Source organism: Acinetobacter sp. NyZ410, assembly GCF_022828975.1.
In the GTDB taxonomy this organism is placed as follows: Bacteria; Pseudomonadota; Gammaproteobacteria; order Pseudomonadales; family Moraxellaceae; genus Acinetobacter; species Acinetobacter guillouiae.
The window spans coordinates 4,243,074-4,258,063 of record NZ_CP094620.1; the positions used below are offsets into that span (position 1 = coordinate 4,243,074).

Annotated in this window: 15 protein-coding genes; 9 read left to right on the forward strand and 6 right to left on the reverse strand. The window is 38.5% G+C overall.

Going from position 1 to position 14,990, the window contains the following annotated elements; all coding sequences use genetic code 11:
- The first annotated feature begins 10 nt into the window (after nt 1-10).
- The 6 genes from MTO68_RS20010 to MTO68_RS20035 all read left to right on the forward strand — a co-directional run bounded on the left by MTO68_RS20010 (nt 11) and on the right by MTO68_RS20035 (nt 6,879).
- On the forward strand, nt 11-1,870 hold the full coding sequence (locus MTO68_RS20010; protein WP_244014093.1) for a TonB-dependent receptor: 1,860 nt from the start codon (nt 11-13) through the stop codon (nt 1,868-1,870).
- A 109-nt stretch (nt 1,871-1,979) separates the two neighbouring features.
- Nucleotides 1,980-2,558, forward strand: a complete 579-nt coding sequence (locus tag MTO68_RS20015; protein ID WP_096735154.1) for a cob(I)yrinic acid a,c-diamide adenosyltransferase — start codon at nt 1,980-1,982, stop codon at nt 2,556-2,558.
- A gap of 113 nt (nt 2,559-2,671) precedes the next feature.
- Nucleotides 2,672-3,394: a glycerophosphodiester phosphodiesterase gene (locus tag MTO68_RS20020; RefSeq protein ID WP_004817034.1), complete on the forward strand. Its 723-nt coding sequence runs from the start codon at nt 2,672-2,674 to the stop codon at nt 3,392-3,394.
- A gap of 359 nt (nt 3,395-3,753) precedes the next feature.
- Entirely contained in the window at nt 3,754-4,917 is a 1,164-nt protein-coding gene (locus MTO68_RS20025; RefSeq protein WP_004725954.1) for an acyl-CoA desaturase, read from the forward strand.
- A 97-nt stretch (nt 4,918-5,014) separates the two neighbouring features.
- A complete protein-coding gene (locus tag MTO68_RS20030) occupies nt 5,015-5,344 on the forward strand; it encodes a DHCW motif cupin fold protein (protein ID WP_004725953.1) in 330 nt (109 codons plus the stop codon).
- A gap of 77 nt (nt 5,345-5,421) precedes the next feature.
- Complete coding sequence (locus MTO68_RS20035) at nt 5,422-6,879, forward strand: protein adenylyltransferase SelO family protein (protein ID WP_244014095.1); 1,458 nt, start codon at nt 5,422-5,424, stop codon at nt 6,877-6,879.
- Between the two features lie 69 nt (nt 6,880-6,948).
- Here the strand turns inward: MTO68_RS20035 and MTO68_RS20040 are convergent, their stop codons facing one another.
- Nucleotides 6,949-8,553, reverse strand: coding sequence for a carboxypeptidase-like regulatory domain-containing protein (locus MTO68_RS20040; RefSeq protein ID WP_244014097.1), 1,605 nt, complete (start codon nt 8,551-8,553; stop codon nt 6,949-6,951).
- A 277-nt stretch (nt 8,554-8,830) separates the two neighbouring features.
- On the opposite strand from MTO68_RS20040, the gene MTO68_RS20045 reads away from it, so the two are divergent.
- Together MTO68_RS20045 and MTO68_RS20050 are read left to right on the forward strand one after the other, a co-directional pair.
- Nucleotides 8,831-9,430, forward strand: a complete 600-nt coding sequence (locus tag MTO68_RS20045) for a L,D-transpeptidase family protein (protein WP_004817028.1) — start codon at nt 8,831-8,833, stop codon at nt 9,428-9,430.
- A 24-nt stretch (nt 9,431-9,454) separates the two neighbouring features.
- Nucleotides 9,455-9,835: an MmcQ/YjbR family DNA-binding protein gene (locus MTO68_RS20050; RefSeq protein WP_244014099.1), complete on the forward strand. Its 381-nt coding sequence runs from the start codon at nt 9,455-9,457 to the stop codon at nt 9,833-9,835.
- Between the two features lie 203 nt (nt 9,836-10,038).
- On the opposite strand, the gene MTO68_RS20055 is transcribed toward MTO68_RS20050, so the two are convergent.
- Both MTO68_RS20055 and baeS read right to left on the reverse strand, forming a co-directional pair.
- A complete protein-coding gene (locus MTO68_RS20055; RefSeq protein ID WP_004725942.1) occupies nt 10,039-10,725 on the reverse strand; it encodes a response regulator in 687 nt (228 codons plus the stop codon).
- 15 nt (nt 10,726-10,740) lie between these two features.
- Nucleotides 10,741-12,483 carry a sensor histidine kinase efflux regulator BaeS gene (gene baeS / locus MTO68_RS20060; protein ID WP_035370610.1) on the reverse strand — a complete coding sequence of 581 codons (1,743 nt, stop codon included), beginning with the start codon at nt 12,481-12,483 and terminating at the stop codon, nt 10,741-10,743.
- A 138-nt stretch (nt 12,484-12,621) separates the two neighbouring features.
- Here baeS and MTO68_RS20065 point away from each other — a divergent pair, with 138 nt between their 5' ends.
- Nucleotides 12,622-13,242, forward strand: a complete 621-nt coding sequence (locus MTO68_RS20065) for a hypothetical protein (protein WP_244014100.1) — start codon at nt 12,622-12,624, stop codon at nt 13,240-13,242.
- A gap of 73 nt (nt 13,243-13,315) precedes the next feature.
- Here MTO68_RS20065 and yjgA read toward each other — a convergent pair whose 3' ends face one another.
- From yjgA to rapZ, 3 genes are read right to left on the reverse strand one after another with little or no spacing between them, the layout of a single operon-like run.
- The gene (yjgA, locus tag MTO68_RS20070) at nt 13,316-13,855 is read right to left on the reverse strand and encodes a ribosome biogenesis factor YjgA (protein WP_004725935.1); all 540 of its coding nucleotides are present in this window, start codon (nt 13,853-13,855) and stop codon (nt 13,316-13,318) included.
- Between the two features lie 2 nt (nt 13,856-13,857).
- Nucleotides 13,858-14,127: an HPr family phosphocarrier protein gene (locus MTO68_RS20075; protein WP_004725933.1), complete on the reverse strand. Its 270-nt coding sequence runs from the start codon at nt 14,125-14,127 to the stop codon at nt 13,858-13,860.
- Complete coding sequence (gene rapZ, locus MTO68_RS20080) at nt 14,124-14,975, reverse strand: RNase adapter RapZ (protein WP_004725931.1); 852 nt, start codon at nt 14,973-14,975, stop codon at nt 14,124-14,126. The genes MTO68_RS20075 and rapZ overlap by 4 nt, the downstream gene beginning before the upstream one ends.
- Nucleotides 14,976-14,990 lie beyond the last annotated feature (15 nt).

The following is a 14,990-nucleotide window of genomic DNA, read 5'->3' on the forward strand; positions in this document are numbered from 1 at the left end:
GGAGCATATCATGTCTGTTATTTTTAAACCTACTGCACTTGTAGGTGCTGTCGCTATTGCGATGGGGTTATCTTCTACTGCTTTTGCAGATACTTCTTCAAATTCAGAAGCAAATTCGAAACTCGATACAATCGTTGTCACAGCATCTCGTACTGAGCAAAAAATCAGTGAAGTTCCTGCTCGAATCAATATTATTGAGCCGAAGACTCTTGAACAATCACCAATTGCATCTTTACCACAACTGTTACAAACAGATGCATCAATCAATATGGTACAAACTGGTGGTTATGGACAAGCTGCATCAATTTTCTTACGTGGTACAGATTCTGACCATACTTTACTTCTAAGAGATGGTGTTCGCTTAAACTCAAATACTGCTGGCTCTGCATCTTTACCTTTTATTGATACAACAGATATTAAACAAATTGAAGTATTAAAAGGACCTGCATCAGTTTTATATGGTGATGATGCGATTGGTGGTGTAATACAATTGATTTCCAAAACACCTGAAAAAACGGGTGCTTTTGTTACTGGTGAAATGGGTGAAAATAACACCTATAAAGCAGTAATTGGTGCTGATCTTGCTCAAGATGGTTTTTATGCTCAAGTTCGTGGACAACGCCTAGAAACTGATGGTACGCCTGTAACAGATGCAAAAAACAACAAGAAAGCAAGTTTTGATCAAAAAGGCTATAGTGCAAAAGTTGGTGTTGAGAAAGAGCGCTATGCAGCCTCAGTCGATTACAGTGAAAATCAAGGTTATAGTGATTATGACAATTACGGTAATCTCGTTTCTCAAGATTTTAAAAATGAAATCATTAATGTAAAAGGTCGAGTCGATATTTTAGATAATGTCGCACTTCATGCACGACTTTCGCAATTTAAAGACAATATTGAGCAAAATAGTTCTTCAGATTATGTACATAGTACAACCAAAGAAGCTGAGCTCTATACAAAATGGCAAATGACACCTGCTCAAAACATTTTATTCGGTTCAACCTTTAAAGATATTAAAGGTGATGTTTATTCGAAAAATTTGTTTGGCGGACAAGATGTTAAATACAAAGAATCTGTAGATACTATTGGCTATTTTGCACAGCATCAATATCAACACAATGGTCTAGAAACTCAAGTTGGTATTCGTGTGGAAGACAACGATAAGTTTGGTACACACACAGTTGGTCAAGGTGCTGTCCGTTATCAAGTTTTACCACTTACGAGCATTTATGCAAATGTCGGATCAGCTTTCCGCGCACCAACAACCAACGATTTATATGCAATTTCTTGGGGAGCAAATCCTGATTTAAAACCAGAAGAAAGCTTTTCTTATGAAATCGGTGTTGATCAAAAACTTAATCATAATATTGATTTAGGCTTATCTGTATATCGCAATAAAGTAGACAACCTGATTAATTATCAGGCGGGTAAATTAGTTAACGTAAATAAAGCAACCTTTACTGGCGGTGAAGCTTCATTTAAATGGCAACAAGATGAACTCTTTTTAACTACAACTTATGCTTATGTTCAAGCAAAAGATGATGAAACTAAAAAAGATTTAACTCGCCGACCACGCCAAAGTTTAACTCTAACTACAGGTTGGGATGATGGCGTATATGGTATTTCTGCATCTGTCGTCGCAAAATCTAATTCAAAAGATTTTGCAGATTACCCATCGACTACACCAACCACAACGCCGGGTTATGTTAGTACTAATGTCAATGCTTACTGGCAAGCAACTCCAATGATTAAACTCTTTACCAATATTGAAAACATTGGTGATGTTAATTATAAGACAGCATACAACGGTAATGGTGTTTACTACATCAACGGTGGTCGTCTTGCATCTGCTGGGGTAACTTTCCGCTACTAAAAGCGACACCCAAAAAAAATATCTAAAACAGCGCAGTTTATGGATAATGTTTTGACCGACATTATCCTTTTTTATTCTTTATCTTTTCATTTTTATCTAGGACAAAATTATGGGACATCGTTTAAGTAAAATTTATACCCGTACAGGTGATTCAGGTACCACTGGATTAGGAGACGGTTCTCGCGTAGCGAAAGATGACTTACGTATTACCGCTCTCGGTGATGTAGACGAACTAAATTCTATTGTTGGTGTATTACGTTCACAAATTTCAATGAGTAACATCGTCGATAAAGCTCATTGGGATAAATCACTGAGCTTAATTCAACACTGGTTATTTGATTTGGGTGGTGAAGTTTGTATTCCCAACTACAACTTGCTCCAACCTGTTTGTGTTGAATTTCTTGAAAAGGAAATCGACAAAATGAATGAAGACTTACCAATGCTTAAGGACTTTATTCTACCTTCAGGAACATTAGCATGTAGTTATGCACATCAAGCACGTGCTGTATGTCGTCGAGCAGAACGTAGCTTAATGACTGTACACAGTCGTGATCAAAATATTCAAGCAACTGCTCTACAATTAATTAACAGATTATCCGACTGGTTTTTTGTTGCTTCACGTAGCTTACAACGTGCAGAAGGTGGCAGTGAGGTGCTTTGGCAAAAGAACATCAATGATACGATTTAACGATAAATCACTGTCTAAAAGTAAATTTTTAACAGTATGATAAAGTCAAGTTATTGCTAAAAGTAAGACTTAAACGATTACTAAACAGATGAAAATGAGTATGTGAGTTCATTATGAGAATTATCGGACATCGTGGCGCGCGTGGTGAAGCACCTGAAAATACCCTAGCTGGATTTCAATATATTCACGATTTAGGTATCCGTGCAGTTGAATTCGATGTTCGACAATTAAAAGATGATGAACTCATTATCATGCATGATGATAATTTTTTAAGAACAACTGGAATAGATCAAGCACTGTATGATTTAAACAGCGCTGAATTAGCGGCCTATAACCAAGCCAATATCTGGATGGATTGGGAAAAACAAATTACCCCAACCTTAAGCCAAAGCCTAAAGATTATGCAGGACTTTGAGCATATTGAAGTTGAAGTGAAAGCTGTAGAAACATTGCAACACGCTGAAAAACTCATCATCGAATTACAAAAACAACTGCAAGGTTTTGAAAATATTGCAGTGATTACCAGTTTTGATTTAAAAATACATCAAGCCTTACAACAGCAAAACTCAAGTTTTAAACGTGGTCTACTGATTGAAGATGACATCCAACAACGTGCGATCGAACAGGCATTACAACTGGGATGCTGCCAGATTGGATGGATGAATCAATTGGCAACAGATGAGCTCATTCAAGCAACTCAGCGTGCAGATTTGGACATCAGTGTTTGGACTGTCAATGATATTGAGCGCGCTAAGCATTTAAGAGATTTGGGGATCAATGGATTAATTACTGATTTCCCCAAAATGATGCAGCTTGCCTTAGCACAAATTCAATAACTCAAACGCCCTTAATAACACAATAAAGTAGAATTTTATTTTGAACTTTAGAGAGTCCCAAAATTAAAATTTAACTTGAGAATCAATTGTCTAACCCCCTAAAAATCAAATTGGATAAGGCAGAAAAATTCTTACACTATTTTGACATTTAAATACGACGTTTTAACCATTCATTTTTTTCGATCAAACCGCTAGAATTCATGTTTTATTCTGTTACTGTTTTATACAATACAGATGTACACTAATACTAGTGAACACATGTTCGCCCATGATAATATCTGTGAAAGTATAGCCTAGAAAAATGCTGAAGCTATGCGTTTAACTTTACCTGATTAAGGTTCTTAGGAGTGCTGTTGGAGATGAATGCTCCCCTACCCAAAGCCCCAATAAATTGGATCGGTGTTTTTGCCTTGGTGTTTCTACCCCTTGTGGCAGTAATTGCGATCCCTTTATATGCCTACCACCATGATTTTAGTGCGGCAGCTTGGATTAGTTTATTCGTTTTACTCGGTCTCAGTAGTTTAGGTATTACTGCAGGTTATCATCGCTTGTGGGCACATCGTGCATACGAAGCGACTTTACCACTTAAAATCATTTTGATGATCATGGGAACTTTTGCTGTTCAAAACAGTATTTTGTTCTGGGCTTCTGGTCACCGCACACATCACCGCCATGTGGATGATGTAGATCAAGATCCGTATTCGATTAACAATGGTTTTTGGTACGCTCATATCGGCTGGATGTTACGTAATTATCCTGCTGCTGAATCAAATTATAAAAATGCACCTGATTTGTTGAATGACAAAGTGGTTATGTTCCAAGACAAGTATTATGTTCCACTTGTGATTGCTGTACATGCTGCGATTTTAGTTCCACTGGGTTGGGCTGTAGGTGACATGTGGGGCGTATTACTCTTAGGTGGTTTGCTCCGTTTAATCATTAGCCATCATGTAACATTCTTCATCAACTCACTCTGCCATATGTGGGGCAAACGTCCTTATACTGACGAAAATACTGCACGTGATAACTTTGTTCTTGCCATTGCAACTTGGGGCGAGGGTTATCACAACTATCACCATATTTTCCAATACGATTATCGTAATGGTGTGAAATGGTGGCAATATGATCCAACAAAATGGTTGATTTGGTCGTGCTCTAAAATCGGTTTAGCCAAGAACCTACGTCGTATCCCAAGCTTCAATATCAAAAAAGCGGAATTGGCGATGAGATTTAAATATGCTGAACAGGATTTAGCGATTTATGGTCATAACGTCAATGCAGATATTATCGCGATGAAACAAAAAGTATCGCAAGAATATGAAGCATTCACCAATACATTAAATGATTGGGCTGCGTTAAAAGAACAAGAGCTACAAGCGAAAAAAGCATCTGTTGCTGAAAAGATCCACCAAATGGATGTCAAACTTAAAGTTGATTTCCAATTGGTCGAACAGAAACTTGCTTTCCATCGTGAACGTTTAGAAACATTGATGCGTGGAATCAAAAAGAACGTTGTTTCTTAAATTCTCAATACACATCAAAAGCAAAGCTCCGAAAGGGGCTTTTCTTTTATCCATTTTTTTACAGACATTCATACTGAGAATATTGAGAGAAAATAATATGCAAATTAATAACATCCCCTTTGGCATTACCAACTGGGCAGAAGTTCCAACAACGCGCCATGAGGGTGAGCAAGGCTTTGCACTTTGGCGCACACAGCAATTTGACAATATTCGAGTGCGAATGGTCGAATATTCTGTCGATTATTTGGCTGACCACTGGTGTTTAAAAGGTCATATCCTGTTTTGCTTGGAAGGTGAGTTGCACACTGAACTTGATGATGGACGTACCTTTACCTTAAAAGCAGGGATGAGTTATCAAGTTGCAGACCAAGCTGAAGCGCATCGTTCTTCTACCGCATTTGGTGCAAAGCTATTTATTGTCGACTAAAACAGTCGACATTATCTCAACAGCTTAAAACTTTGCTATATTGAGAGGGACAAGTAAAACCATTGTGACCGATCGCTATGCAATTTGCCCCACGTTATCCATCTCTCGATTCAAAGCTCTACCATGAGCAAATGCCTAGCCCACTGAAAGGTGCAAAGGCTGGGCATTTTAATGCTGCGCTTGCGGATGAATTACAATGGTCTGAAGATGAAAAAGCCCAATGGGTCGAGATTTGTAGCGGACAAAAAACCTTTGCTGAATTTCATCCCCTTGCCATGGTTTATGCAGGGCATCAATTTGGACAATGGGCAGGTCAATTGGGGGATGGGCGTGGCCTATTGATAGCGCAAATTTTAAATCGACAAGGCCAAACCATTGACCTACATTTAAAAGGTGCAGGCTCAACCCCTTACTCTCGTATGGGAGACGGACGTGCTGTATTACGCTCTGTGATTCGTGAATATCTAGCAGGTCATGCACTCAATGCACTGGGGGTTGCTTCAAGCAATTCCATAGGCTTTACTTCTTCAACCCAAGGTGTACAACGAGAAAAACTTGAACTTGGTGCAATGATGTTACGCACTTCGGATTGCCACATCCGTTTAGGGCATTTTGAATGGATCAATCAATATCAGCCAGAGTTACTCACTGAATTTACCCAAAAATGTATTGAATGGCACTATCCACAATGTTTAAGTGCTGAACAGCAAAAGTTTGAAGACACTGTTTTAGCATTTGCAACGCAAGTGATCCAAAACACCGCTGTCATGATCGCAAAATGGCAATTGGTAGGTTTTGCGCATGGGGTCATGAATACGGATAATCTCAATATTACAGGTTCTACCCTTGATTTTGGCCCTTATGGTTTTATGGAGCGTTTCCGTCCCAATTGGATCAACAATCATAGTGATTACAATGGCCGTTATACCTACCAAAACCAACCGAGTATTGCACATTGGAACTTATGGAATTGGTTAAACAATTTAATTCCACTGGCACAAGCAGAAAATAAAGAACAATTTAAGCAAGACCTCGTCGAATGTTTAGAGCATTTTGAACCGACCTTTCTAGAACATTATACCCATGGGCTATGCCAAAAACTTGGACTACCTGCCTTCCACAAAGATAGTTTTGATTGTGGTATGGCATTTTTAAGAATTCTACAAAGTGAGCAACTCGACTATACCAACAGTTTTCTTCGCTTACAGAATAAAGAATACGAAGCTATTAAAGATGATTGCCTAGATCGCTTTCAATTTGAAAACTTCTTGACGCAATATCACAGTATTCGTGAGCAGCAAGAGATTGATGTACTTGATGCAGAAATGAAAAAGGCCAATCCAGTCTATATTTTAAGAAATCATATGCTACAAACAGCCATTGAACAGGCTGAACGTGATGATTTTTCTGAGGTTGATCGTCTATTTAAATTGCTTAGTCAACCGTTTACCAAACAAACGGATTTAGAAACAGCCAAAGATTTAACGCCTTTACCGAGCGATGTTCCTGAAGTAATGGTGAGCTGTTCTTCTTAAATCCATTAAAAAGCTCCCTTGATTTGAGGTTTAATTCAATTTAGGGAGCTTTTTATTTATTACAGTAAATTAACGTTGTGGAATATCTAACCAACGTGGTGATTGATAAGTAACTTTCATCATTTTAATCATAGCGGCGTATGGTTCAACATCCCCACGGTCTTCTGAATTATCATTGTCACTAAATAGCGGGAAAGTGCCTGGCGATTTTTTGATTTCAATATCATCAATCATCCAGCCCCTAAACCCATTATATAAACCATCCACTGTTTTAAATTGGAATCTTAACTTTACATTTGCCTGGCCAGCAAATTCATCCAGCGATATCGGTTCTTGCTGTGATATCGCTGGTGCAAGGTTAAAACCAAAGTTTGTAAATGGTAAAGGCGCTTTCAGCAATGTCGTTTCAGGATCAGATAAAGGGTTTAATCGAGCAATCATCTTATAGTTTTCCCCACCATCCGTCGATACTTGAATATCCATCAGATCAAATCCTTTCTCATTCGGATTGACTGCTTCAATTTCCCACCATGTTTTAAAATTTAAACTCAGTGGTTTACTTGCCTTACTTAAGTCGATTGAAGGCGATGTTAATTGAGCATCATTTTTGTCCTCAGAAGTACCACCATCTAATGCACTATTTCCTGATTGTTTACCTATAAAATTACCTTGTTGGATATCACCATACCAATAAGCTTGATTGCCTTGAGGAGGATTTGGTACAACACCCTTACTGGTATCATTGGGTGCTAAAGTCACAAAACCGCCAACTAATTTATTTTGAATACCATGACCAGTTTTTATTAGATTCCAAATCGGTTGCTGCAAACTACTTTCTTTAGTCCAGGCATTGACTGTAGGAGAATCTGGCTCAAAAGTTTCTCTCCACACTACATCACCCGTTGCTATTGTGATTGGGGCTAAAAAGAATTGATTACCAAAAGATGATGAACTATTTACAGATACAGCTTTCTGTATGGTTTGATAGCCCTCGGCATTGATCAGCAATGTGGTATTTTTCAATGCAGCAGCCAGATTAGCCGAGACATTAAAGGTCAAGCTGAATTGCCCTTTGTTATCTGTTAAAGCCGTAATAAATGCACCATTGGTCGCTGCACCACCAGATAATGAGACTTGAGCATTTTTAACAGGCTTTCCATTTTGAGTAACTTGGCCCGACAGTGAACCAACGATTGCCTTAACTTCTTCACATTTTTCAGCTTTACAACTTAATGGCACATTGAGAACGACTTCAGCATTCGAGTTCTGCTTTTTCAGTACAAAGCTGGTGACTACGGGTGAAGTTGCTTCATTCGTTAAAACAAAATACTGATCAGGTGTTAAATTATTCACTTGAATAAAACCTTGCTCATCCGTTATTAAAGTGACTGAACTAAAGCTTTTCGCATCTGGCAAAATGTCATTAGATGCAAATAAATCTGTACTCTCTGAATATTGAATACCTAAACTCTTTGCAGATGCGACTTTTACCGTAAGTTTGGCAATTGGTTGATGATTTGCATCTAAGATTTGAATACGATTGACATTGGTTTGTTGTTGAATAGGTGGATTGATAGGCTTTTCATTGTCCGTTTTTGGATCTGATGAATCACTTCCACAAGCAGCAAGCATCATTGTAGAAGCAATGATCGCTGCAATTAAATTTTTCTTCATGTAACTGACCTCGGATATTTTAATCCTTGTTGTTATAGACACACAATTTATTAAATATATTAAATTGATTTTTAATAATAGCTTAAATTAAAGAAAAAATCTTAAAAGAGGAATCGTCACATGAATAGCCGATATTGTTATAGTTACCCACAATTTCTGTGGATAAACTTGTGTTTATCCACAGGATAAATCCACAATCACAAATTAACTACAGCTTTTGTCTTTAGAATGAATAAAATTTAGGCAATACAGGGTTTTACAACATTAGTATTCTAAAATGAATAAAAAATACCTCATTCCATGCTTGATTCTTTTGGCTATAGCTATAGCAAGTGTCTGGACTTATCAAAAATATAATCAATTTATTCCAACGGCAAATGCTGCCATACATGTGCAGAATTTATCTGAGCAAGAGATTCAACGTCTTCGTCAAAACACGCCAATCACCGAAGTTAAAGTTTATAAATCAGATCGTATTGTTAAACTCATGCATCATGATCAAGACATACGAACATATCCAATGCGCTTAGGCTTTGATCCTATTGGACATAAAGTTAAAGAAGGTGATGGAAAAACTCCTGAAGGTCGTTATATTCTAGATTGGCGTAATCCCAATAGTGCATTTTATAAATCACTGCATGTGTCCTATCCAAACCAACAGGATAAATCTAAAGCCAACCAACTTGGCGTTTCTCCTGGTGGCGACATTATGATTCATGGTTCAGCAACACGCTCACAAGTGGAAAAGCTGCCTAGTTTAATGACCTACTTACCTAGAAATGACTGGACATGGGGGTGTATTGCCGTTAGAAATATAGACATGGATGAAATTTGGAAGCTGGTCGATGATGGAACAGTGATTAGCATTTATTCATAAAGAATATTTTAAAAAGAGACAATGATGACTGGTGAAGAAATCCGAACTTTAGCATTTAAGATTGCATCAGATTTACCTAAATCCGAACTTGACTATCCCTTTGGTGAGGATGTTCCTGTTTTTAAAGTGATGGGAAAAATGTTTATGTTAGGCTCTGAACTGCATGGCAAAAAACTGATTAATTTAAAAGTTGAACCTGATCATGGCGAAATGTTGAGAGATCTCTATCCCTCGATTCAGGTGGGTTACCATATGAATAAACGTCATTGGATTTCAGTCTATGAAGACGAACAGATCAGTGCTGATCTGATTCAAGACTTGGTTGAAGGCTCTTATGAGCTTGTGAGCAAGAGCCTGACCAAAGCCCAAAAGCAGGTATTGGCGGTTTATCAACACATTAAATAATTAGCGGGCTTTGGATCGCACATTAGATCAACAGACCTAAGCTCTATCTATCCACGATTCAGTCAAAATCAGAATATATCAATAAACATAAAGTTATATGTTTATTTTTCAAACATAACTTTTTACATTTATAAACATTTACCCACAATATCTGTGGATAAACCTGTGTTTATCCACAACGATGAACTTAAAATGTCGAAAACTTAATCTTCTGGATATTCAAAACGGTAGCCTACACCATAAACAGCTTGTACCCATTCATGACGATTTCCGGTTTCCGCTGCTTCAGATATTTTACGACGTAAGTTCTTGATATGACTATCAATAACACGGTCAGCAACATCAAAACTATCTGGGTTAATATGGTCTAAAAGTTGCGCTCTAGAATAGACTTGTCCCAAATGTTCGAGGAAAAGCTCTAAAAGGCGGAATTCAGTTGGCGTTAAATTCAACGATTTTTGTTGATACCAGATACGTTGTTGTGCTTTATCAATACGAAATAAGTCATTGGCTTCAGGTTCAGCTTTACGTTCTAAACGGCGTAATACCGCTTGTACACGTGCCACCAACTCTTTTGGGCTAAAAGGTTTGCAGACATAGTCATCTGCTCCCATATTTAAACCCAAGACACGATCGATTTCTTCAGTTCGTGCAGTCACCATGATAATCGGTAAGTCGGTTTGCTCACGTACTTTACGGCAAATGGTCAAACCATCCATACGCGGGACCATCAAATCCAACACCATTAAACTTGGCTTGCGTTGCAGGAAGCTGTCATACGCTTCTTGACCATCATGAAACATACTGACTTCAAAGCCTGCTGCTTCTAGATAATCCCGCACCAATTGCGCAAGTTCAACTTCATCCTCTACCAGCATGATATGCTTCATGTTGTACTATTCCTTTTAAACTTTAGTATGTTTTGAAAATGTCAGTTTGCAACGCAAACCGCCTAATGGCGAATGATCAAAAGTAAGCTGACCACCGAGTGTTTGTGCAATTTTACCTGATAAAGCTAAGCCCAATCCTGTACCACCTGTACTACGTGTACGTGAATTATCCACACGATAGAAACGTTCGCCCAAGTGTGCAATCTGTTCATCACTCAAACCCAATGGGCTATCATCAACAATCACACTCCAAGAATCTGCATCTTGCTCTGTATGCACTTGGACTTCACCACCTGCCTCAGTATAGCGAATACTATTTCCAAGTAAGTTGACCATAATTTGCTTAAAGCGATCTATATCTAATTGTAATTTCGCTCCCTCACCTGTGGCAGAAATTGTTAAATCAGCCTGTTCAAATTTAGGTTTAAAATTCTCTATTTCTTGTAAAACCACCGACCAAGGATCAATTTCTGCAAAGTAGCATTTTAATTGTTGTGCTTCAGCTTGCGCCAAATCGGCTAAATCCTGTGTCAACTTTTTCAAGCTCGTAACCTGACGTAACATCGCTTCAAAATGTTCTGGTGTCGGCTTGCGAATCCCATCTTGCATGGCTTCAATCTGTGCTTGTAATACTGCTAATGGCGTTTTTAATTCATGTGAAGTATCTGCAACCCACTGACGGCGTGATGTTTCATGCTGGTCAAGAATGACGGCCAGTTGATTTAACTCTGTCGACAAATCTCCCAATTCATCATTGCGGTTAATCACCACTTGATGCTGGTAGTTACCTTTGGTTAATTCGCGAGTTGCATTCAATAAACGTTGAATCGGTGTTTTAAAATAAGTCGCCAATAACAATGCTGCAACCAAGCTTGATAAGAAGGTGAAGATATAAATCAGCACTAAATAACGCTTTTGATTACTAAAGAAGTTAATACTCAGCGCATCATCCTGATCTAAAACTGGTTTTAAACCCAAGTAACCGACCACTTCATCATTGACTAAAATCGGACGATAAGACACCTGATCATCTGACGGTTCACCTAAAATAAACTGTTGTTTTGCATCATATAAAGAAAGTCGTGAACTCAGCCCCAAACGGTCAGGCAATGACACAAATATCTTTTTGCCATTCTGCGGATTTACCGTTCGCATCGGATCTCGCGTTGGTGCTTCTTTCGCTGCAGAAGCTGCTGCTTCGTGTCCTGCTGAAAGATGACTTTTATCTTTACCTATAGGCGGTTTATTTGCTTTACGATCTGAGGGTCTATATAAGTTTTGATTTGAACTAAGCGGAAATTTCAAACCTTCAAAAGGTTGATAAGCTGAGGGTAAATTTTCTTCGAGAATTTTCAGTTCTTCTTTATCCAGCTGAGACTTATGAACTGCACCGTCCGTTTGTCCCAAAGTCGCCACCATTGTATGTTCTTTAAAATAGCGTTGCTGTAAAGCGATATCATACTGACGACGTAGCCACCAGCGTGATAATTTATCATAATCATCAGGCGCAGCATCACCTTCAATTTGCAAAATCTGTGCTTGAACCGCGTTACCCCAGTCTTGATAGACCCCATATACATCTGCCAAGTTTTCGATCAGATGATCAAGTTTCTGCATCTCAACATCTGCAACATATCTGGCAAAGTTCTTTTGCATAGTCCAATGTAAGACACCCAAGCTCACTGTTGTAATGACTAAAGTTGTCAACAAAACAGTCAGAAATAAGCGTAATGCAATGGGAACTCGACGTATTTTCAAAACTGGTCTCACGTTTTTCTTCTCATTTCAACATTGTACCCAACAGTTGCTCAAAATTCTCTCCATTGTTTCTACATCATTATTATTTAATCTTTACTGTATCAACAGAACATCAAAATATTCATTGGAGTAGTAACAATGAAAGCAATGACAAAAATCGCACTGGTATCAGCAAGTATTTTAACTGCGGGGGCTTTAACAGCCTGCCAATCCAATCCTGGTCCTAAAGACGGTCCAGATGGCCGCCCAATGATGCATGGTGAACATCATAAAATGTCACCAGAACAACGTGAAGAAATGAAACAGAAGCGTGCTCAACATAAAGCGTTACGCCAACAAATGCAAAAAGCCTGTGATGGCAAAGCAATTGGTCAAACGGTTCAGGTGACAGCAGGTCAGCAAAATATTAATGGTACATGTAATATCGTATTCAAGCCTGATCACAAGGCGATGAAAGAGATGAAACAAGATTTCCGTCGAGATGGAGAACAACGTGGCCATATGATGCGTCATGATGGGCCACGTATGAAAGACATGACCGAAGAACAACGTGCTCAAATTAAGCAAGAATTTGCACAAAAACGTGCAGAACGTAAAGCACAGTGGGATGCGATTCAAAAATCATGTGCAGGTCAGACTGATGGCAAAGCAATCCAAGTAAAAATGGGTGATAAAATCATCGATGGCAAATGTGTTGTTAAATTCCAACCAGAATTTAAAGCAGGCGAAAACATGCCGATGATGCCACCAAAAGTTTAATTCATATCTCGGCTAAATATAAAAAACGACCCAAAAGGGTCGTTTTTTATTTGTCACGATCATTTATTTGAGTTTACTTGGAATTATCCGAAATCAAAGCCACTTGTTGGGCATAATTTAATAACTTAAGTTTAGAAGCCGCTAATTCTTCAGCAGTGGCTTGACGGGTGATATCCCGATGAATGCGCAATACATGCTGACGTAAAGAATGACTTTCTGCAGCATTATAAGATTTACAGAATTCTTTAATTGCAGGATCACGCTGTTCAATCATTCGATCAACCCAACGATCCAATTGCGCCAACTTTTTAATCCCTTGTTTAGGGGTTAAATAAGACAAAATGATAGCTTCGTCTTCATTACGCAAAAGCTTACCAATCCGTTGAAATTGACGGCGACGTGCTTCAAAAGATGTGATCAATTGCACATCAAGCAAAGCCTCAATCAACCGATCTTCGACAGGTAAAGATTCAATTTGTTTCTTCGACAACTCTGCGAGTTGTTCACCTAAAGCAGCCATACGTTGTACAGCTTTTTTCTGTTCGGTTTTACTTGCACGCCCTTCTAAAGACTCAAAATCATCTTCAGTAAAACGTTGCGGACGACGTGCCACGATTATTCTGCCTCGTAAAATTTATCTGCGAACAGTGCTTGAACTTCAGACAAAGCTTTTTCTTCATCTGCACCATCAATCACTAGACGCAAGGTGGTTCCTTTACCCGCTCCGAGCATAAGTAAAGAAAGGATATTCTTGGCATCGACTAACTTGTCACCCTTACCAATTTGAATAGAGCATTTAAATTTAGTCGTGACTTCGATTAGTTTTCCAGATGCACGCGCATGTAATCCTAATTTATTAATTACGTCAACAGTTGTGTCAATCATGACCAGTGCTTCATTTCTCTATGTAATACCTGAATAGTCCATTTCGACTCAAGAGCCTTTTTCAACCTATCCACAATATAAACCGAACGATGTTGCCCCCCCGTACAGCCAATTGACACTGTAATATAGTGACGATGACCTTCCGAAAAAGCAGGCAACCACTTATTTAAAAACTGATAGATGTCTTGATACATCTCATTTGCTTGCTCGCTGGCTTCTAAAAATTTACGTACTGGTTCATCTAAACCCGAATATTTACGTAACTCTAAATCCCAATGTGGATTCGGCAAATGCCTTACATCAAAAACAAAATCTGCATCTAATGGAATACCATGTTTATAACCAAAAGATTGCAAAATTAAAATGAGTTTATCGGACTGTCCCAGTTTGGACAATAAGGTATCTTTTAAATCGTGTACACTTTTATCCGTTGTATCGATATGTACTGTTGCTCGCAGTTGAATGGGGAGCAATAAATTTTTTTCTTCTTGAATACATTCATTCAAACTTTGGAAGCGGTTTGACAAAGGATGTGGACGTCGCGATGCGCTAAAACGTGAAATCAACTCCTGATCACGCGTCGTTAAATAAATAACGTCTACGCTGCCATGTTTCTGTAACTGTTGAAAAACCTGATCAAAACCTTGTAAATCTTCTTTGGCGCTTCGAACATCGACACCGAGTGCCAATAATTCTAAATTGTTTTCTCTATCCAGCTTTTCAACGATTTCAGGAAGCAATGCCAAAGGCAAATTATCGATACAGTAATAACCCAAATCTTCAAGCACCTGCAAAGCAGATGATTTACCTGAACCAGACTGTCCTGTTACGATAAGTATGCGCTTCATGGCATGGCGATCCTA